This window comes from Paenibacillus sp. RRE4, from assembly GCF_031844205.1.
Classification (GTDB): Bacteria; Bacillota; Bacilli; order Paenibacillales; family Paenibacillaceae; genus Paenibacillus; species Paenibacillus xylanexedens_B.
Genome location: NZ_JAUZUT010000007.1, coordinates 103,444 through 123,417, shown reverse-complemented (window position 1 = coordinate 123,417; position 19,974 = coordinate 103,444). Strand labels below are relative to the sequence as shown.

The following is a 19,974-nucleotide window of genomic DNA, read 5'->3' as shown; positions in this document are numbered from 1 at the left end:
TTTCGGTATGCGCCCAAGCCGGGTATTTTTTTATTAGCATTAAATACACTCCAGCAAATTCAAATAATATTGTCTCAACGATTCCTTCAACATCTCAGGCTCAACAATTCTAATGGAAGTACCGTAACCTGCAAGGTAGCTCACAATGAACTCCAGTTCATGAGGTTCATAGGTTCCGACGAGCAGATAGAATCCGTCATGTTCTTCAAGGCGCATGGATGGGTAGTGATTTTGTTGAAATTGCTCCATGCCCAAATCGCTGATCTTACATTGAAACGAGATAGCTTGTTCGGAAGGTTTCCATAGGGATTGGAGATGTTCACTATGTATTTCAGCAAGTTGATTGACAGGTTCCATATCCGTCAGCACAGCCGAAATGATTCGATCACAGCGAAATACACGATACGCTTTTTTCTCCAGATCGTACGCCTGGCAGTACCAGTACCCTTTACTGGCATATAGCGCAATGGGCTGTATAACACGGGTGCTGGTTTTTGTTTTGGAAACGGCTTCTGACGGATCAGGAGTAACTTCCAGATTCTCTTTCGTAGGCTCCTTGTTCTTAAACGAAACGGTGACTTTATTCCGCTCCGTCGCGCTCCTGATTTTTTCAGGATACTCGATCTGAATAACCATTTGCTGTACCGCGGCCTTCAATAGAAGCTCCAGATGAACACTGTCTTTGATCTGTTCGGTATGTTTAAAGGTGACACGTTGTTGCATGTGATGAATATTCTCTCGTTGTCGATCGGATAATGCGGCCATAAATTTCTCGTGCACAGAGTCAAATGTCGTCTGAAAAGGCAGGCTGGTGAAGCTGCGAAGGGCCTGCATGGCGAAGTACAGGGCATGGAGCTCATCGGTATTAAAAGAGATCGGAGGCAGCTGCATCTGCTGAAGCAGCCGGTAGCCGCCATAACGTCCATATTCGACATAGATGGGCGCGCCCATCTCTTCTAAGGACGCAATGTCTCGCAATGCGGTGCGTTTCGATATATGAAACTCTTGCATCAATTCAGTCAGGGTGAAATATTGTTTTTGATTGATGAAGCGAAGCATATGGTGTAAACGTTCAGTCTTTTTCATCTGTTCACCACTCCCTCCTCTCAATGGTGCCGTTTATTGGCACCTTTACTCGTTATAGTGATAAGTGTAAGGCAAACGAATAGAGGAGGCAAACAGAATGAATATGGAAGTGATTCCCTTTCTCTCGATGAACGGAGAAGCGGCTAAAGCCATTACATTTTACGAAAAAACGTTGGGTGCAAAGGTGTTGTTCCGAAAAAGCTACAAAGAAATGAAGCAAATGAGTCCCGGTTTCACATATCCTGCCGGTCAGGATGAGTACATTACACATTCGGTGCTGGAAATCGGAGCAAACAAAATCATGATCGCAGAGGATGCAATTGATGCGGAGAGACCCTGGGAACTGGGGAACAGTACATCGCTGTGCATTCAATCCCAGGATCAAGGCCAAATGGATCGACTGTACGAGGTGTTGGCACAACATGAGGGTGTGAAGGTACTTGTGCCCTACGAACGGAATGAATTCAGCCCCGGATATGGGATCGTCCGTGATCCGTTTGGCGTTGTCATTCAGTTATGTGTAACGGTACATGATTTCTAAGTTTTTTTTCAACTTATATAGAATAAAGTCGCCAAAAAAAAGCAAGTTATGATACCCATAACTTGCTTTTTATGTTGCTCTATATCCCCACAGATCGTGAATTATGACCCAGAGTATGAAGGTTGTATGTACACACAAAAATATTTTTTGGGATTCGTGCAATTTAGTGATCCAAAAGTCCCGAATTCGGGTATCATTACTAGGAGTCAACGCATCGCATGAATGCATCTATCATGAACGGCATGAAGTAATTAAATGCAACACTTTATTGACTATGGGACGGATTGTGGGGGATTTGGATGTCTTTATTGGAGACTGGGCGGCAAGATCAGGTGACGGACGATTTAGTGGTCAAGGCAATGGAGAAAAGTTTGGCGATTATTCGCTTCGACTTAAACCGCAGGGTTACATACGTGAACGATGTATTTGCTTCAAGAATGGGGTATACCAAGGAAGAGATGTATGGAATGCAGCATCGGCAATTATGCTTTGCAATATTTACAGATAGTCCGGCATATGAGGAGTTCTGGAGAAGTATTTTGGCTGGAAACAGCTTTCAGGACAAAATTGAGCGTATGGATGCTAAAGGCCAATCGATATGGCTCGAAGCTACATATATGCCCGTGTTTGATGCGTCGAATCAGAAGGTGCTTGGCGTTTGCAAGATGGCTACGGATATTACGAACCGACAAAATAACATTACAACCGTCGTTCAGGAATTGAAGGCATTATCTCAAGAGCTGAATGAGCAGGCGGATGCAGGAATTGGTCGGAGTCATGAACTAATGTCCAGCGTTTCTTACATCTCGGAAGTATCTACAGCTAACCAGTCTACTCTAACGCATCTGCAAGAACAGGCTGGCTCCATTCAAGGAGTGGTGCGAACCATTCGTGAAATCTCTTCTCAGACACAACTACTCGCGCTAAATGCAGCGATTGAGGCTGCACATGCAGGAGAGTTCGGCCGAGGATTCGATATTGTGGCGAAGGAAGTACGCAAGCTGTCAGCCATGGTGGAGAATTCAATTAACGAGATTCGAGACAGCGTAACCGGCATTACCAAAGAGATTACCAATATTACAAATGGTACGAAAAAGGTAGAGGACTACGTGCAACAGAGTCACGAAAGAATTGAGATTGCGTTAAATGATTTCAAAACGATCGCGGCCGCGGCTCATTTACTGGATGATAAGGCACAGCATGTAACCCGAATTGTGTAAGCGAAAATAAATATGGTATGAATTCCAGAACGATTCTGTGCTCATGACAGGGTCGTTTTTTTGCTGTTTGCATCATAATCCCCGTAAGTCAAACGTGGTCGTTAACCATCAGACAAGAAAGTGTTCCATTGCATTTCCTGCCAAAATCACGGAATTTTTATGGGTAAACAGGACACAATAAGCCGGGAATACCTGTGGTTTGATTTTACCAGAAGGAAGGAGGGATGGAGGGTGTGGTCAACGATTTTATCTTATGTACCGAAATGGACCATCTGGGCACAGGCACTTATGGTGTTCATCGTACCGATTATTCTATATTTCACGACCAATTGGTTCCATATGGCGATCAAGCGGGGGAGCTTCTCACGCAAAAATAAAATGACTTCTTCTCCGAAGGACATTTCACCAGCGGAAGCCGGCATCGGGCCAGGGACGGAAACGGGGCACTATGCCAACATTAAGTTAACTGGAATACACACGACAGACCTGATTACGGTTCGAGAGACGTTTGGCAAAAATGCAGATGTACATATTCGAGAGTTCACCATTCGGGGAACGAACACGAGAGCAGCGATTATGTATACCGAAGGGCTTACGGATACAGATCTGATCGACCAATATTTAATCAAACCTTTAATGATCGAGGGTATACCTGAGCTCAAACAGGAAAGCTTCCTTCATCCTGAACAAGAAGACTTCCTGTCCACGTATCTGAAAACTCAAATTCTTCCCGTAAGTGAAATTCAGGAGACACAATCTCTTCAAGAACTTGCATCGGGTGTATTGGTGGGGAAAAACGGTTTGTTAGTGGATGGCCTGCCGGGAGCTATGCTAATCGGAACTTCCAGATTGAAGACGCGCGGGGTGGATGAACCCTTATCGGAAGGATTGCTACGCGGACCGCGTATCGGTTTTACAGAGGAGCTTAGTGATAACACGGGGATTTTAAGACGTTATGGAAGCGATCAGAGTTTATTTATAGAAAAGCTTGAAGTGGGTAGCCGGATTAAAAAGGACTTGGCTATTGCTTATTTTCAGGATATTGCCGACCCTAAACTCGTAACCGAGGTTATGAAACGTGTGAAAAGTATTGATATGGACGCGATGCTGGAGTCCGGTTACGTAGAACAACTGATCGAAGATGATGCCCTGAGCCCTTTTCAGCAGATTCTGAATACGGAAAGGCCTGATCGCGTAATCGGTGCTTTATTGGAAGGGCGCGTCGCTATTTTGCTGGACGGAACCCCGTTTGTTCTGGTTGTGCCGGTTACGTTCAGCATGCTGCTCCAATCTCCAGAAGACTACTATGAACGCTGGATTCCAAGTACATTCCTTCGAATTCTACGTTTTATGGCAGCTATGCTAGCCCTGCTAGCTCCGGCGCTTTATATCTCTTTCATTTCGTTTCATCCAGGTCTGATTCCAACGAAACTGGTGCTGACGATTATTGAAACCCGTTCGGGTGTGCCCTTTCCTTCGATTATCGAAGCTTTGATTATGGAGCTTTCCATTGAGATTCTAAGGGAAGCCGGCATTCGTCTGCCCAAACCGATCGGACCTGCAATGGGAATCGTTGGGGGTCTGATCATCGGGCAGGCAGCAGTACAGGCAGGCATTATCAGCCAGTTTCTGGTCATTGTCGTGGCGGTCACAGCGATTTCGTCCTTCACCATCCCAGTGTATAGTGCGGGATTGACGCTCCGTTTGCTCCGTTTTGCCGCTATGTTCAGTGCTGCGGTAATGGGGTTGTACGGTGTGGTCATGTTCTTCCTGCTCATGTGCACACATCTGGCCCGACTCTCCAGCTTCGGGGTGCCTTATATTGCACCAGCGGTTCCGTACCACTTGAGTGATTGGAAGGATTTTGTCATTCGTGCCCCGCTGAATATGATGAGAAGACGTCCTGACATGATGAATCCGACCGATGAAGATCGGAAGAAATAATGTTTGTTCGAAGTGAAGTTCCGTGCAGAGAGGTTCTGAGCAGTTCAGTATGATTGCGTACATTTCACAGATGGCAGGAGGTGCTAAAAAAAGTGAATGACTCCCAAGTAAAAATAAGCACGACACAAGCTGCCGTCATTATCGTCAATTATATGCTTGGTGCAGGCATATTGACACTCCCCCGGACAACGGGCAAAGCGGTTGGAACACCTGACGTTTGGATTTCGATCATCCTTTCAGGGCTTATCATTACGGGGGTTGGTATTATAATGGTGACCTTGTGTCGAAGATTCCCGGATAAAACCGTTTTTCAATTCACCCGGGAGATCACGGGGAGCTGGTTTGCTTACATACTCGGCTGTGCCAACATTCTTTATTTTATGGTGATAGCCGCCTTCGAAATCCGGGTGATGGCTGAGGTTACCGGAATGTATCTGCTGGAGCGTACACCTACTTGGGCCATTGTGATGGTGTTTATGTGGATTGGAATCTATCTGATCTCCGGCGGACTTCCAGTCATCGTGCGTGTGTTTGAGATCATTTTGCCGATTACTTTGGTCATATTTGTGATGGAAATTTTGCTTAGTAATCAGTTGTTCGAGATTGGTAATCTCAGACCTGTACTCGGAGAGGGCATCACGCCTGTTGTTAAAGGTTTGAAGCCTTCCTTGCTCTCATACACAGGTTATGAAGTGATGCTGGTCATTACGGCATATATGCAAAATCCGAAGAAAAGCAATAAGGCCATGACTTGGGGAATCGGGATATCCACAGCCATCTATTTAATTACAGTCGTAATGGTCGTGGGCAGCTTGTCTCTGGATGGAATCAAAACGAGAACATGGCCAACGCTCGATCTGGTTCGAAGTTTTGAGATTCAGGGTCTAATCTTTGAACGCTTCGAGTCGTTATTGCTGGTCATCTGGATTTTGCAGATTTTCTCTACCTTCGCCATCACTCATTATTGCGCTTCTGTGGGAATTCGTGATCTGTTTAAAGCTAAAAAGATGCGCACCATTATGTACTGTCTTCTGCCGTTTATTTATTTGGCAGCCGCAATTCCGAAAAATATTTATGAAACATTTGCACTGGGAGACATGCTGGGTAATGCATCTGTCGTTTTGTTTGCCATTATGCCTTTGGTATTGCTGCTACTTAGCATTATTCGAAAAAAGGGAGGTAAACACGCATGATTCCTATTCGGTGGTTGCGTATCACCTGTGCGTTACTGATTCTTAGCCTCATCTCGGGATGCTGGAGTAGCCGGGAGATTGAGGATTTAAGTCTATATGTTGCTCTTGGCATTGATGTTGGTCATGAAACTGAATTCGAGAAAAATATATCAGCCCAAGGAGGGCATTACCCCAAAGAAAACAACGTAACTGCAACGGTACAGATCGCCCCCGGAAAATCAAGTAGCCAGCAGAGTGATCAAGGCGGTTCACCTTCTTCTGGCAAATCATCCTACTCCAACGAACAACTTAGCGGGGATTCGATGCTTCAAATTTTTCGTCAATTCGCCCTTCGCCGAGATCGTCCATTGATTGGTCACCATTTGAAAGTGATTGTCATTTCCAAGGATGTTGCCAAAAAGTACGGATTACAACAGTTGCTTGATTTTGTGCTACGGGATAACGATATTCGACCCAATTGCCTTGTACTAATCAGCCATCACCGTGCGGTGGATGTGCTTACTTCTAGAGATCCTTCCCGGATTCCAGCCTTCTATCTTACGGGTATTACAAATAATTCGTATATATCCAATAAGATTATGGAGCCTGTTTCCCTTGCCAAACTGGATGCAGAGATGCAGTCTGGCTCCAGCTTTTTGCTTCAAAATGTGTTGAATGCATATGGCGAGGATAAATTTTCAGGGGGGAGCATCTTTAAAGCCAAAACAACGAAATTTATCGGGGAGCTTAGCCAAACCGACCTGGAAGCATTATCTTGGATTAAGCCTGAGGAAAAGGCAGGCGGGGTTATCAAAACATATAGTAAGGAAGGCTTCACGATTCTCTATGAGATCAAGAAAAAAACTATAAAAATTATTCCGAAGGTAGTTCATGGAGACATCTCATTCCACGTCAAGGCAGAGTCAGAAGGTTGGCTAATGGAGGATTGGCGCGCGCCTGAAAAAGAAGAAAAAGGAGCCTATCTAAAGGAACTGGAGCAGGATTTTGCCAAAATCGTAGATCAACAGATTGATCAGATGCTCTACAAACTCCAGCATACCTATAAAGCCGACGTTGCCGGTTTTCGGGACAGCCTCCGAATCCATTATCCAAAAATCTGGAAAAAGGTAAAAGATAACTGGGATGAAGTGTTTGCGACCGTACCTATTACCTATGAGATCAAAACGAGCATTGTGAATCCGGGCTCTTCGACAGAGTAGCTTACTATACTCCCCAGCCGAGATGCTTAATATATTAATTTTGGCAACGAGGAGATTGAAAGCTATGCTTGGGTCGCACGTAGTCTTTATTTAAATGTTGACACATTTGACAACAGTCGATATAGTTATACAAAATCATTTTCTTATCCAGAGAGGTGGAGGGACTGGCCCTTAGAAACCTCAGCAACAGATCTGAAGGATACTGTGCTAATTCCAGCGGGTGAAAGCCTGATAGATAGGAGCGTTTGTTTTTATTTGTCAGTTGCGGCGCACTCTTGGGGAAGAGTGGGTCTTTTTTGTTTGTTCTGGATGAAGAAGCAGGGAGCAGGTTATATGGAGAACAGTAACGAAAAGGGTCAATTTCAGCGAAAAATGCAAACGAGGCATGTGGTCATGCTTTCTCTTGGCGGCGTCATCGGAACAGGACTGTTCCTTAGCTCAGGGTATACCATTCAACAAGCGGGACCGCTCGGTACGATTTTGTCCTATCTGATCGGTGCGTTGGTGGTGTATCTGGTGATGCTCTGTCTTGGCGAACTATCTGTGCATATGCCGGAGACAGGTGCATTCCATAGTTATGCGGCTAAATACATTGGACCAGCAACAGGTTACACGGTGGCTTGGCTGTACTGGCTGACTTGGACCGTAGCGCTTGGATCGGAATTCACAGCCGCGGGACTGCTTATGCAGCGCTGGTTTCCGTCTGTGAACGTCTGGATCTGGAGTGCGCTGTTCGCGCTGATGATCTTCCTGTTTAATGCGTTCACGGTAAAACTTTTTGCCGAATCCGAATTTTGGTTTTCCTTGGTGAAAGTGATGACGATTGTTATCTTTATTATTCTTGGTGGCGCCGCTATGTTTGGTATTATTCCGATGGCAAATGCTGAACCGGCTCCGTTCTTTTCCAACATTACAGCGTCTGGGTGGTTCCCGTATGGAGCGACTGCGATCCTGATGACGATGCTGGCTGTCAATTTTGCTTTCTCAGGCACGGAACTGATTGGTATAGCCGCAGGCGAAACGGAAAATCCGGAAAAAACCATTCCGAAAGCCATTCATACCACGCTGTGGCGTTTGATTATTTTCTTTATTGGCACGATCGTTATTCTGTCAGCATTGCTTCCGATGTCAGATGCAAGTGTGCTGGAAAGTCCGTTCGTTGCTGTCATGGAGCGAATCGGTGTTCCTTATGCAGCCGACATCATGAACTTTGTTATTTTAACGGCAATTCTATCCGCAGCCAATTCGGGGTTATATGCTTCATCGCGGATGCTCTGGTCATTGGCGGATAAAAAGACCATCTCTCCATGGTTTGCCCGTTTGACCAAACGCGGTGTACCGTTCAATGCACTCGTGCTTAGTATGGCTGGTGGTGCGCTGGCGTTACTATCCAGCATCATTGCGCCGGGAACCGTCTATATTACGCTTGTTTCGATCTCAGGTCTTGCTGTGGTAGCTGTGTGGATGAGCATCAGTATATCTCAGTATATGTTCCGTAGGCAGTATCTGCGGGAAGGGCATGACGTGAAAGACCTGGTTTATCGAACGCCATTATATCCAATCGTACCTATCGTTTCATTTGTATTGTGCCTCGCATCCTGTATCGGTATCGCTTTTGACCCGACGCAGCGGATTGCTCTATACTGTGGTATTCCATTCATTATTTTGTGTTACATTGTGTATTATTGGACGGATCGTATGAAGAAGAAAAGAGGGCTGACTTCATGACTCAACGAGAGCAAACGAATGATATAAATGTGGTTCAACGTATTCTGGACGAGTATCCGATTATGATTCTGGATGGTGCACTGGCAACGGAACTTGAACAGCATGGCTGTGATCTGGATGATCCGCTCTGGTCTGCACGAGTGTTGCTGGAGAACCCGGATGTTATCGTGAACGTGCATGCTGATTATTTCCGTGCAGGGGCAGATTGCACAATCACCTCCAGTTATCAGGCGACAGTGGAGGGCTTCCTCAAGCGTGGCATTGGAGAAGAGGCTGCACTGGATCTGATTCGCAAAACAGTAGAGCTGGCCGCCAAAGCGAGAGATGAGGTATGGGCAGAAGTGCAAAGAGCTACAGCAGGTGCAGAAGGTTCAACTGGACAACCTGCGGTAGCGACATCGGAACATGTCGAGAACGCGGGGAACGAGCAACGTGAACATCGTACAGGTGAGCACACTGGTGGCGACAAGCTACGTCGTCCGCGACCTGTCGTTGCTGGTTCTGTTGGCCCGTACGGTGCCTATCTGGCGGATGGTTCCGAATATGTGGGACATTACGGCGTATCGGATGAGACACTTGCTGCATTTCACCGACCTCGCATGGCTGCGCTGATTGAAGCGGGAGCTGACATTCTGGCATTTGAGACAATTCCTTCGCTACAAGAGGCTCGGGTTCTTGTAGAATTACTTAAGGAGTTTCCCGATACTCATGCATGGCTTTCTTTCTCGTTAAAAGATGGGACAAGCATTAGCGAGGGCACACCTCTTGAGGTATGCGTACAGACCTTTGGCTCTGAACCGCAGATTGCGGCAATCGGCCTGAATTGCGCTCCGATGGAAGTGGTCACGAAAGCCATTGGTATTCTTCACCAAGGTAGCGATAAACCGATCATCGTGTACCCGAATTCAGGTGAAACCTACGATGCCGAGACCAAAACATGGAGCGGCGAAGGTTCCTGCGGAAGCATGAAGGACGCATCGGAACAATGGGTTGCCGCTGGTGCGCAGATTATTGGTGGATGCTGCCGGACAACACCGTATCAGATTAGTGAGCTGGCGAAGAAGTGGCGTTAGTGAGTAGCACGAAATTTTTATAGAACAAACCTGAATAAGAACATAGAATGTATATAAACATAAAAAACTTATATAATCTCCAAGAGCCCTTACCTTTTTCTAAATAGGTAAGGGCTCTTTTTAGGTTCCTTTTAGGTTATTCAATAACTAACATACGTGGTGATGCCTTGCGAATTTCCAGGGATGCCAGCCAGCATCCGATTGCTGCTGCCAATATACTCAAACAGGCGAATAGCAGGATGCCCCATCCATCCAGAACCAAGGGAAGGTGTACGATTCCATATCCCGAGAGAACTTGTTCAAGTAACCGGGGAAGAAGATAGACGCCCGCAATAATGCCAAACATTGAACCGATCAGGGATAACGACGCGACACCAAACGTGAGGGAAGAACGAATACTGCCGGATGTCATACCTATTGATTTGTAGATGCCATACGTCTTGTTCTCTTTGCGAATGCTGATCCGGCAGGTACTGAAGATGATCATAAAGGTAACCATGATGAACAGTAGACCAATCAGAGCCATGGGATATATAAGAATGTTTAATGCTTCTTTGAAAACGGAATCCAGCAGTGTTTTTTGCGTGACGATGGAAGCAGAGTCTCTGAACCGCTCATTCAGTTGGGCTGCGATTGCCCCTGCTTGTGATGGGTCGATTACATTAATAAAGGCAGCATCTACGTCACTGTAACTTGGATTTACGCTCTTAACCGCCTGAACGGTGATTCTCCCGGATACCGACATGTTTGCGATCGCTTGATAGATACCCGAAATGATGAATGTGCGCTTCTCTCCTTCAACGTAAAGATCGATAAGGTCTCCCAAATCCTTGTTTAACATCTTGGCAACACTGACTCCGATTGAAATTTCATTTTCGCGTTCAGGGTTATTTCCTCTTAACGTTTCGAATCCGGAGTCCTTATAGCTCCCATCCAATACACCCAAATAAAGACTGATCGACGGACGGGTTGTATGGTTTGCCGAAACTTCGGATGGAATAACGCCGGTAAGGTTTCCTTGCCAGCCCACATTTTTGATGCGGTGATCTTCTTCCAGTACACGTTGAAGTGTTGCTTTTGGAAATGTCGTTTTGTCTACGACCACCGCGGCAATATTAGCATTGTCATACCCCCATTGGGCTGCCGTCTGATTGATTCCGGTAATACTGGTCAGAACAGTATATCCGAAGACGAGGACGGAAGCGGCCACCGACGTCAGCAATATCATTAAGACAGATCTTTTTCCATTTTTGACCAAACTGCGTACGCCGATAACCCAAGAAATAGGCAACTTTCCAAATGAAGCCATATGTGCTAGCGGTGAATTCATTCGTCGCATCATGCGTACATTGTCGCTCTCCGACATACCATAACGAATGGCCTGAACAGGCTGGATCATGCGAGATTTTCTGGCGTATAACACGACAAATGCAATAACTAAGACGAGTAACAGCAGCCCTACAACAATAGCAGCTCCAATGCCCTCAATGGCAAGATCACCCTGGTCAGTCCGCAGGGACGATACGGAGATGTTGATGATAAATTTGGAGACGAATACGCTAAGTACCTCCCCGGGAAGAACGGCGATGATGGACAACAGGGCATATTGAATAACGTAGGTAGCAATGGTTGCTCGGGAGGTCAGTCCAAGCGACTTGAGGATACCTATCGTTTTGTAGTTGGCTAGTATGGCATCGGATATGGTGAAGCCAACCGTAATGAGTGAAATCATCATCATGACGGTCCCTAAGAATATCATAATGAAACCGATGATCTGGTTGATGATTAGATAGAAGGATGAGATACTTTCGAATTCCATTTTGGTTTCCAGAAAAGGAGAACCTGTTTCGCTTGTATAACGGTCCCAGTAGCTGGAGCTCGTACTGTAATCATCAAAATGTATGCCTATCATGTGGTGTTCTTTACCTGCAAGTGTGGTGAAATCATGTTGATAATCTCCAGGATTCATCCAGATTCTTGCCGTATTGCTGAACGGTGCTCCGTAAGGAACATCTACAACAATCGCAGATACGGTGAGACTTAGCGTAGCAGGTCCCGTTCTGAATTGAACGACATCACCGACAGTAATGTTATAACTGTAGGCCATCGAAGTAGGGATCCATACATTTCCTTGTGCGGGAGACGAGCTTTCTTTACCGGCTGCAAATACGAGTTGATCTACATTCCATGGAGGAGGAGGGGTGTTCATCATGTACAGATAAATGTTGGGAATATCCACATTATCCAAGGTCATGCCTGACAACGTACGGTAAGTAAGCAAAGGCGAGACCTGAACACCGTTCTGAGCGGCCCACCAGTCATACACCGTCTGGGGATCATTTAGATCTTTTTCGAATGTCAACAGCTGATGCGATCCGTTCGTTCGGCTATGCATTTCCTTGAACTGATGACCTGTGTTCGCCAAAATGATGACTGAAGTGCACACCAGAAGGGTGGAAAGTAAAATAAGCAGGGTATTAAACAGGTTTTGGATTTTATTTTGAGTGAGATAAGAAAAACTCAGCTTCAGGATGGCAACCATAAATTACTCCTTCCCCGATACAAAAGCGAAGACTATGGACTCCCGCTCCGGAATCTGATGCTCGTGATATTTATCGAATTCCAGCATACCGCCGATTTTGCCATCCTGGATCAAGATCAGACGATCAGCCCGGCATGCGGCTTGGATATCATGGGTTACCATCACGACGGACTGTCCTTCCCGGTTCATATCTGTCAGGATGTCGAGCACCGCTTTTCCATGTTCGAAGTTTAAACTTCCGGTAGGCTCGTCAGCGAACAGGATATCCGGTGAATTGATGAGTGCACGGGCAATCGCAGCCCGTTGTTGCTGACCCCCGGAGGTCTGGGAGGGCAGGCGATTGTGTTGTTCATGGATATCCATGTCGCGCATAAGTTGTTTCGCCCGCGCTTGAACCTCGCTTTTTTTGTTTCTGGCGATGTATCCGGGAAGTGCGATATTTTCTTGAATAGAAAGGTCGGGAACCAGGTTGATGCTTTGATAGATGTACCCGATTCGACGTGTGCGAAATGTTGACAATTCTCGTTCGCTATAGGTATCAATACGTTGATCCTGAAAATAAACCTCGCCAGCAGTGACTTGGTCCAGTCCGCTCAGTAAATATAACAGCGTTGATTTGCCTGAACCGGAATTGCCCATGATTACAGTGAAATCCCCTTCATAGATATTGAGATTAACATTACGAATCGCATGGTACTGTTCACTCCCGGTCTGGTAGGTCTTACACAGGTTTTGGGCACGAATGATAGATGTTTTGTTCAAGCAGATTCACTCCCCGTTGCAGTATATCGTTCATCATAAAGGGAAGATATTGAGAAACCCTTATCCAAATATAAATAAAGTATTACAAACCTAGGACAGACAACTCAACATAAGGGCAGACTGAACTGAAAGAGAGTTTCTTGGCCATTTTTGCTGGAAAAATGAATCTGCCCTCCATGCGCTTCAATGATGCTTTTGCAGATAGAGAGGCCAAGTCCTGTTCCTTCCTGAATTGGAGTGGAGTAGGGGGAAGAGGAAGAGCCACCTCTAAAATATCGTTCAAATACAAATGGCATGTCCTGAGCCAGTATCCCTCGCCCCGAATCAGTGATGGTCAGCTTGAATTGTCCCGAGTGAACCTCGGCATGAATGCGGATATAATCACCGGGAGCAGTATGTTTAAGTGCATTAGATACCAGATTGGAGATGACCTGTTCCATGCGTACAGGGTCAATCCGAATAAGTACGTCAGGGATAGGGCTAGGCTGTTCGTAGGTCAATCCGTGGGATTGCACGATATGTGCAATGGGTCTCAGCATATTTTCAAAGACGGAACGACTGTATCGTTCTTGTGGCTCAACCGAGATCTGCCCAAGCTCATGTAATGCGTGAACAAGCAAATCCTCTACTAGCCGGGCTGTTTTGTCTGTATGGATCTGCATAATATCCAAATATTCTTTGAGGGTATCTTCATCTTCGCATACCCCTTGGGAGATCGCATCTATGTACGCTTTTATCGTTGTAATGGGAGTCTTCAGGTCATGAGAGATATTGGTGATGAGCTCTTTCTGGGCTTTTTCCTGCCTCATGCGCTGTGTGCTTAGATGCATAAGTTCCATCCGCATCAAGTCCAGCATAGCGTAGAGGTCGCCTATTTCGTCCGTGCGTTGGTATTGAATTTTCTCGTCATATTTGCCTTTAAGAATCGATTCGGCGTGATGTTTCAGCTGGTTGACCGGGGTTAACATCTGTCTCTTGATCCGGCGAACGATGGTGTATAGAAGAAACATGAGCATTAGGGAAAGTATGATTACTGTAACCAGTAGGAATATGGGAACAGTAGATTTCTTCTGAGCAAACACCAGAGATTGGGGGACGGTGAAAATGACATTTCCAATCTGAGGACCCTCCGGGCTTCCCATAACGGGAAAAGCAATGTCCAGTGATTCATTGCCATCCGCAAGCTGTAACACATCTGCGAGATTATAATGCAATGAGGATCTCAGATTAACTAATGATCCTTCGGATGATGATACAGAGGACAGTTTGATTAGACCATCCAATCCTACATAGGAAAAAGGAATGTTTTCTTTGCTCGCTGTGGCGCGGATTTGCTCCTGAACAACAGGGTTAGCAAGACGATCATGATTTTGCTCCAGTTCAAGCAGGATCGGGTTAACCTTCAGACGCACCTGATTAATCATCGGTACAGACTCACTGGAAGAAGGAGATGTGAGCAGGTGAAGGAATAAGCCAAGGCTACATAGCAGAATTAGAAGTAGGATTGCTAATGATAATTTCAGCCATCGTGTAGACCAGTTGTGCAGTGACATGAACGCTTCTCCATTCGTGCTTAGTCATGATTAAACTTGTATCCGACTCCCCAGACAGTTTTTAGAAGGGTTGGATGAGAGGCATCGTGTTCGATCTTTTCCCGCAGTCTGCGTATGTACACCGTTACTGTATTTTCATCTCCGTAAGCGTCGAAGCCCCAGATCGCATCAAGTAATTGAGATTTGGAGAAGACCTGATTTTTGTTGCTGGCGAGATAATATAGCAGTTGGAATTCTTTGGCCGATAGAGAGACTTCATTACCATTTACGGTAACTTTATAAGCCTTCTTGTCAATCTCCAGGTTAGCAAAACGTAGCAGATGGGAGTGATCCTGTACCGTGTTCAGACTGTCGTATCTTCTGAAGTGAGCATTGATTCTGGCGAGCAGTTCGCTCAGGGAGAAAGGTTTGCTCATATAGTCGTCTGCACCAAATCCAAGCCCCAGTACCTTGTCGGTATCACTTCCTCTGGCACTTAGGATAAGAATGGGAATGTTGTTCCGCCTGCGAATTTCACGGCATACATCGATACCGTCCTGATCTGGCAGCATAATATCGAGAATAATATAGTCCGGCCGGAGCAACTCCATAATCTGAAGTCCATCCTCTCCAGTAGCAGCAACGGCGGCCTCATATCCATTTTTCATCAGAAAATCGCGTAAAATGCGGGAAATGTCATGTTCGTCTTCAATAATGAGAACTTTGCGTTTCGAGTTCATGGGATCACTCCAGTACATCCAGTTTTATAATGAAGGTTTATGAAAATAAGTAATGATTTAGGATGCATCGCCGAATGCATGGATTGGAATTAAAGTGTTTAACTTACACATGCTCCAGATCATCGATCGGTTCATGCTGTCTGGATTTCTGGTACTCTGCTGGAGACACGCCAAAATGCGCCCGAAACACCCGATGGAAATAGGAGTAGCTGGCAAAACCGCAGGATTCCGCAATATGCTCTAGTGTCATCTCGCTGTATTTCATACGCTCCAGTGCTGCATTCAGTCGGATTTCGATAGCATATTGGATCATGGTCTGATTATAGTGTTCCTTGAATAAACGCACGGCCCGCGAAAGACTGAGTCCGGCGTAACGGGCGGCTTCCTCCAATTTGAACGTAACCGTGGCATGTTCTTCGATAAAACGCTTCAGCTTAAGTGCCGAGGAGACGGCCCGGTCGGTCTGGATATTTTCCGTAATCGCCCGGTCAATGTACAGGCATAGCCCCCGCAGCAGAGCGTCCTTCAGCTCGGCATTTTCCTCCAGCGGGCCGCGACGTTTCTCCAGCAGCATGTTGCGCCACAGGCTAATCAGTTTGTCATCCAGCCCAATACGGCTTACCGTCGGACGTTGCTGGCGTTTCCACCACTTTTCAATCCAGTCGCCTTCACAGAAAAGATAGTAGTCCCCACTCGACAAGCGCCCTTCCTTGTGTGGCTCATCTACGACGAGGCGATAATCGTCTCCTGGTTTTAATAAAAGCAAATCACCGCTGGTCATGCGGAATTCCTCTTCCTGTACATATACTTTGCACGAGCCTTCTGTCTGCAAGCGGAACAGATAGGTGGCTAGCTCGCCTTTCATATTATGGGTGAATGCCTTGTAGTGATAGGAGTAGTCACAGATCAATACGGATGTGTCCAATGTGTCCACAGATGTACGTCCCCCAATCATTCGATCCTGTTGTATCACCGATTCATCATCCTGTCCGAGTGCAGTTAAACGGCTGAAATGATGGGACAATCCAGGATGGAAATAAAATTTGATCAGATAGTTCATGTTCTGACTATATTGTATATGTTCATTTTAGCCTGTTTTGCGTTAGGATGATACCAGATAGAGCAATGTAAGCAAATTTGAGAGCAGAGGAGTATCTGTCATGAAAAAATTGAACATTGGTTTGCAACTTTTTACACTTCGTGATGAAACTGCAGCAGATTTTCGTGGTACACTGCGCAAAGTGGCCGCCCTTGGATACGAAGGGGTTGAATTTGCCGGATATGGCGACATTCCAGCAGAGGAAATGAAAGCGCTACTAGATGAGCTAGGTCTAAAAGGTTTCAGTAGCCACGTGTCCCTTCATGCGATGCGCGAAGACCTGCAAAAACAAATCGATTACCTGAAAACCATTGGTGCACAATATATGATCTGTCCTTATCTGATGCCGGAAGATCGCCCGGACAATGCAGAAGGCTGGACAAAACTTTTCGATGAATTGCAACAATACGGAGCCGAAGCAGCGAAACAAGGTTTGATCTTTGGTTACCACAACCATGACTTTGAATTCCAAGGCCAAGTTGGGGATGCCAATGCTTTTGATGCGATGTTCGCTCAAACGACTCCAGAAGCTGTACAAGTGGAAATGGACGTATGTTGGGTACAGTTTGCTGGACAAAATCCAATCGAGTATATTAATAAATATGCGGGTCGTTTGCCGCTGCTTCACTTGAAAGATTTCAGCAAAGACGAGCAGGGTCAGATGAAAACACTGGAGCTGGGACAAGGTGAAGTGGATCTGCCAGCTGTAATTGAAAGCGCAACAAATGCAGGGGTAGAGTGGCTGATCGTGGAACAGGACGTATGTCAGAACCCTCCGCTTGAGAGCGTGGAGAACAGCCACAACTGGCTGAAACAAAACTACCTGAACCAGTTTTAAGAGTTAAACGACTCAACATAACATCTGACCGTGTCAAACATGAATCTAATTGTCAAAGGAGACTTTTGTACATGAGTAAAATTAAAGTTGCTGTATTCGGCTGTGGAGCCATCGCCCAGCGCAGACATATTCCAGAGTACGCTGCCAATGAGAACGTAGAACTTGTCGCATTTGCTGATCCGGTAGTGGAGCGTGCGCAGGAAATGGCTGAAATGTACGGCGGTAAAGCATATTCCAGTTACGAGGAATTGCTTGCAAACGAAACAACAGTAGAAGCGGTGAGCGTATGCACACCGAACTATCTGCATGCACCGATGACGATTGCCGCTGCTAATGCGGGCAAGCATGTGCTGGTTGAGAAACCGATGGCGGTTTCCACTGAAGAAGGCGAGCAGATGATTGAGGCGGCTAAGAAAAACGGCGTATATCTGATGGTAGGTCACAACCAACGTTTGATGCCTCCTCACGTGAAAGCCAAAGAAATTCTGGATTCCGGCCGATTGGGCAAAGTGCTGACCTTCCGTACTGCTTTTGGTCACCCGGGTCCGGAAGGCTGGAGTTTAGATGGAGCAGGTAGCTGGTTTTTCCGCAAAGAAGAAGCCATTATGGGCGCGATGGGTGACCTTGGCGTGCACAAATCCGACTTTATCCGTTATTTGCTGAACGACGAAGTATCCGAAGTAGCTGGTTTCATCAGCACGCTGCACAAAGAAGGCACGGATGTGGATGACAATGCGACATGTTTGTTACGCATGAAGAGCGGTGCAATCGGCACACTCGTAGCCAGCTGGACACAATACAGAGGCGGAGACAACAGCACCGTGCTGTGGTGTGAAAATGGCGTAATGAAGATCGGTACAGTGGAAGGTGACGAGGTTATCGTCGAGTTGACCAATGGTACGGTCGAAACGTACAAAGTTGGCGCGATGGCAACCAATGAAAAACAAGTACCAAGCGGCGTAATCGATGCATTCGTAGAATCCATCGTAACCAAGACGCCTCCATCCATCTCGGGTGAAGAGGGCTTGCGTTCCCTGCAAGTCATTCTGGCTGCGTTTGAATCCGAGAAAACAGGTCAGATCGTTAAGCTGTAACAGACTTAATGGGCTGTAATAGGCTATATTCAGGATAGACATTGCTATTGGTTAGCAATCATCAAATTTAGAGGACATTCTCCAGCGCAGTGTGCTGGTGGGTGTCCTTTTTATGTGAGTCATCGGTTCAGTTAGAGTGCAACTGTTAAGCACATTACGCGAGTTGATTTCATGTTCACATATGATGCAGACGGGATATGAATTTAATCCAAAGACATTCTCCAGTACCCTATACTAGAGAATGTCTTTTTTGTGAGTAATCTAGGGAGACATCGTATGTCCAAAATACCAGGACTGCGCTAACGATCCCAGATGAGCTTATTTGCACCGTTTTGGCGGTCTGAAAAATGTAACGATCACCAGCGACGTTATTTATTCAGAAAGGCCCCCAAAAGAGCAGATTTGAGGGTGAAATGAGAAAATAGCGTTTCCTGTGATCGTTAGATTTGAGAAGAGGCTAAAATAGGCGAAATAGCGTTATCTGTGGACCTATGTCAAGAAAGTAGACACTTACGCGACGGATTTGTCCGTAAATTTCTTCGCAAAACGAGCAGGGGAAAGATAACCTAGCGCCCCATGCATTCGCTTGCGGTTGTAATAGAACTCAATGTACTGGTAAATGGCGGTATAAGCCTCTTCTGGATTCTTAAAACGAGGGTTACAGTAAATGAGTTCCTTTTTCAAAATACTGTGCCAAGACTCGATACATGCGTTATCATAACAGTTTCCTCGGCGGCTCATACTGAGTTCCATACCATACGATTTCAGTTGCTCCACGTATTCTTTTGACGTATACTGCGAGCCACGATCGGAGTGATGGAGCAGTCCTGGAGCGGGGCATTTGGCCCGGTAAGCATCATTCAATGCATCGAGCACCAGGCTCGTTTCCATATGGTTGTACAGACGCCAGCCTACAATTTCACGCGTACACAAATCCAGAACACTGGCGAGATATAGCCGGCCTCCTCGGCAGGGAATGTAGGTGATATCGGTGACCCATGTGGTGTTCGGTTTGGACGTTTGAAATTGCTGGTTCAGCGTATTGGGTGCAATGGGATGATGATGGTTAGAATCCGTTGTTTGGACACGATACCGAGGACTATGCACGGAACGAAGATTCATTTGACGCATGTATATACTGACGGTACGGGAAGAGATGTTGTATCCTTCCCGATGGAGCGCATACGTAATTTTCGGACTTCCACACCGCTTCTGGTGGTCGTAGAAATGAAACCGAATACGCTTCATGATCTCAGCTCTCCGGTGCTGCTGTTTACTTGTTCGATCCATCCGCCATTTGTAATATCCGCTCCGTGACACATGTAACAGGGTGCACATCTTCTCCAAAGAAAACAGGGAGCGATGGTTTTCCACAAACTGAAA

16 protein-coding genes and 1 riboswitch are annotated in these 19,974 nt (G+C 46.1%); of the genes, 9 read left to right on the top strand and 7 right to left on the bottom strand.

The window, feature by feature from the left end:
• Positions 1 to 39: 39 nt before the first annotated feature.
• On the bottom strand, positions 40 to 1,086 hold the full coding sequence (locus Q9R46_RS23610; RefSeq protein WP_311282017.1) for a helix-turn-helix transcriptional regulator: 1,047 nt from the start codon (positions 1,084 to 1,086) through the stop codon (positions 40 to 42).
• Between the two features lie 97 nt (positions 1,087 to 1,183).
• Here Q9R46_RS23610 and Q9R46_RS23605 point away from each other — a divergent pair, with 97 nt between their 5' ends.
• The 7 genes from Q9R46_RS23605 (at position 1,184) to mmuM (ending at position 9,984) form a co-directional block, all read left to right on the top strand.
• Entirely contained in the window at positions 1,184 to 1,627 is a 444-nt protein-coding gene (locus tag Q9R46_RS23605; protein WP_311282016.1) for a VOC family protein, read from the top strand.
• 299 nt (positions 1,628 to 1,926) lie between these two features.
• A complete protein-coding gene (locus Q9R46_RS23600) occupies positions 1,927 to 2,847 on the top strand; it encodes a methyl-accepting chemotaxis protein (protein WP_311282015.1) in 921 nt (306 codons plus the stop codon).
• A gap of 231 nt (positions 2,848 to 3,078) precedes the next feature.
• The gene (locus Q9R46_RS23595; RefSeq protein ID WP_311282014.1) at positions 3,079 to 4,791 is read left to right on the top strand and encodes a spore germination protein; all 1,713 of its coding nucleotides are present in this window, start codon (positions 3,079 to 3,081) and stop codon (positions 4,789 to 4,791) included.
• Between the two features lie 92 nt (positions 4,792 to 4,883).
• Complete coding sequence (locus Q9R46_RS23590; RefSeq protein ID WP_311282013.1) at positions 4,884 to 5,984, top strand: GerAB/ArcD/ProY family transporter; 1,101 nt, start codon at positions 4,884 to 4,886, stop codon at positions 5,982 to 5,984.
• Complete coding sequence (locus Q9R46_RS23585; RefSeq protein WP_311282012.1) at positions 5,981 to 7,183, top strand: Ger(x)C family spore germination protein; 1,203 nt, start codon at positions 5,981 to 5,983, stop codon at positions 7,181 to 7,183. The genes Q9R46_RS23590 and Q9R46_RS23585 overlap by 4 nt, the downstream gene beginning before the upstream one ends.
• A 140-nt stretch (positions 7,184 to 7,323) precedes the next feature.
• A riboswitch (SAM riboswitch) is annotated at positions 7,324 to 7,425 on the top strand.
• A gap of 91 nt (positions 7,426 to 7,516) precedes the next feature.
• Positions 7,517 to 8,911, top strand: coding sequence for an S-methylmethionine permease (gene mmuP, locus Q9R46_RS23580; RefSeq protein WP_311282011.1), 1,395 nt, complete (start codon positions 7,517 to 7,519; stop codon positions 8,909 to 8,911).
• 62 nt (positions 8,912 to 8,973) lie between these two features.
• Positions 8,974 to 9,984, top strand: a complete 1,011-nt coding sequence (mmuM, locus tag Q9R46_RS23575; protein ID WP_397386412.1) for a homocysteine S-methyltransferase — start codon at positions 8,974 to 8,976, stop codon at positions 9,982 to 9,984.
• Positions 9,985 to 10,120: 136 nt separating this feature from the next.
• On the opposite strand, the gene Q9R46_RS23570 is transcribed toward mmuM, so the two are convergent.
• The 5 genes from Q9R46_RS23570 to Q9R46_RS23550 all read right to left on the bottom strand — a co-directional run bounded on the left by Q9R46_RS23570 (position 10,121) and on the right by Q9R46_RS23550 (position 16,515).
• On the bottom strand, positions 10,121 to 12,526 hold the full coding sequence (locus Q9R46_RS23570; protein WP_311282009.1) for an ABC transporter permease: 2,406 nt from the start codon (positions 12,524 to 12,526) through the stop codon (positions 10,121 to 10,123).
• A 3-nt stretch (positions 12,527 to 12,529) separates the two neighbouring features.
• A complete protein-coding gene (locus Q9R46_RS23565) occupies positions 12,530 to 13,288 on the bottom strand; it encodes an ABC transporter ATP-binding protein (protein ID WP_311282008.1) in 759 nt (252 codons plus the stop codon).
• Between the two features lie 104 nt (positions 13,289 to 13,392).
• Positions 13,393 to 14,841, bottom strand: a complete 1,449-nt coding sequence (locus Q9R46_RS23560; protein ID WP_311282007.1) for a sensor histidine kinase — start codon at positions 14,839 to 14,841, stop codon at positions 13,393 to 13,395.
• Positions 14,842 to 14,861: 20 nt separating this feature from the next.
• Positions 14,862 to 15,560, bottom strand: a complete 699-nt coding sequence (locus Q9R46_RS23555; RefSeq protein ID WP_311282006.1) for a response regulator transcription factor — start codon at positions 15,558 to 15,560, stop codon at positions 14,862 to 14,864.
• A 103-nt stretch (positions 15,561 to 15,663) separates the two neighbouring features.
• Positions 15,664 to 16,515 (bottom strand): helix-turn-helix domain-containing protein, encoded by an 852-nt coding sequence (locus Q9R46_RS23550; protein ID WP_186331824.1) that lies wholly within the window; start codon positions 16,513 to 16,515, stop codon positions 15,664 to 15,666.
• A 205-nt stretch (positions 16,516 to 16,720) separates the two neighbouring features.
• Here Q9R46_RS23550 and Q9R46_RS23545 point away from each other — a divergent pair, with 205 nt between their 5' ends.
• A complete protein-coding gene (locus Q9R46_RS23545) occupies positions 16,721 to 17,497 on the top strand; it encodes a sugar phosphate isomerase/epimerase family protein (RefSeq protein WP_311282005.1) in 777 nt (258 codons plus the stop codon).
• Between the two features lie 71 nt (positions 17,498 to 17,568).
• Entirely contained in the window at positions 17,569 to 18,591 is a 1,023-nt protein-coding gene (locus Q9R46_RS23540; RefSeq protein ID WP_090924332.1) for a Gfo/Idh/MocA family protein, read from the top strand.
• A 510-nt stretch (positions 18,592 to 19,101) separates the two neighbouring features.
• Here Q9R46_RS23540 and Q9R46_RS23535 read toward each other — a convergent pair.
• Positions 19,102 to 19,965: an IS3 family transposase gene (locus tag Q9R46_RS23535; protein WP_311282004.1), complete on the bottom strand. Its 864-nt coding sequence runs from the start codon at positions 19,963 to 19,965 to the stop codon at positions 19,102 to 19,104.
• Between the last annotated feature and the right edge of the window lie 9 nt (positions 19,966 to 19,974).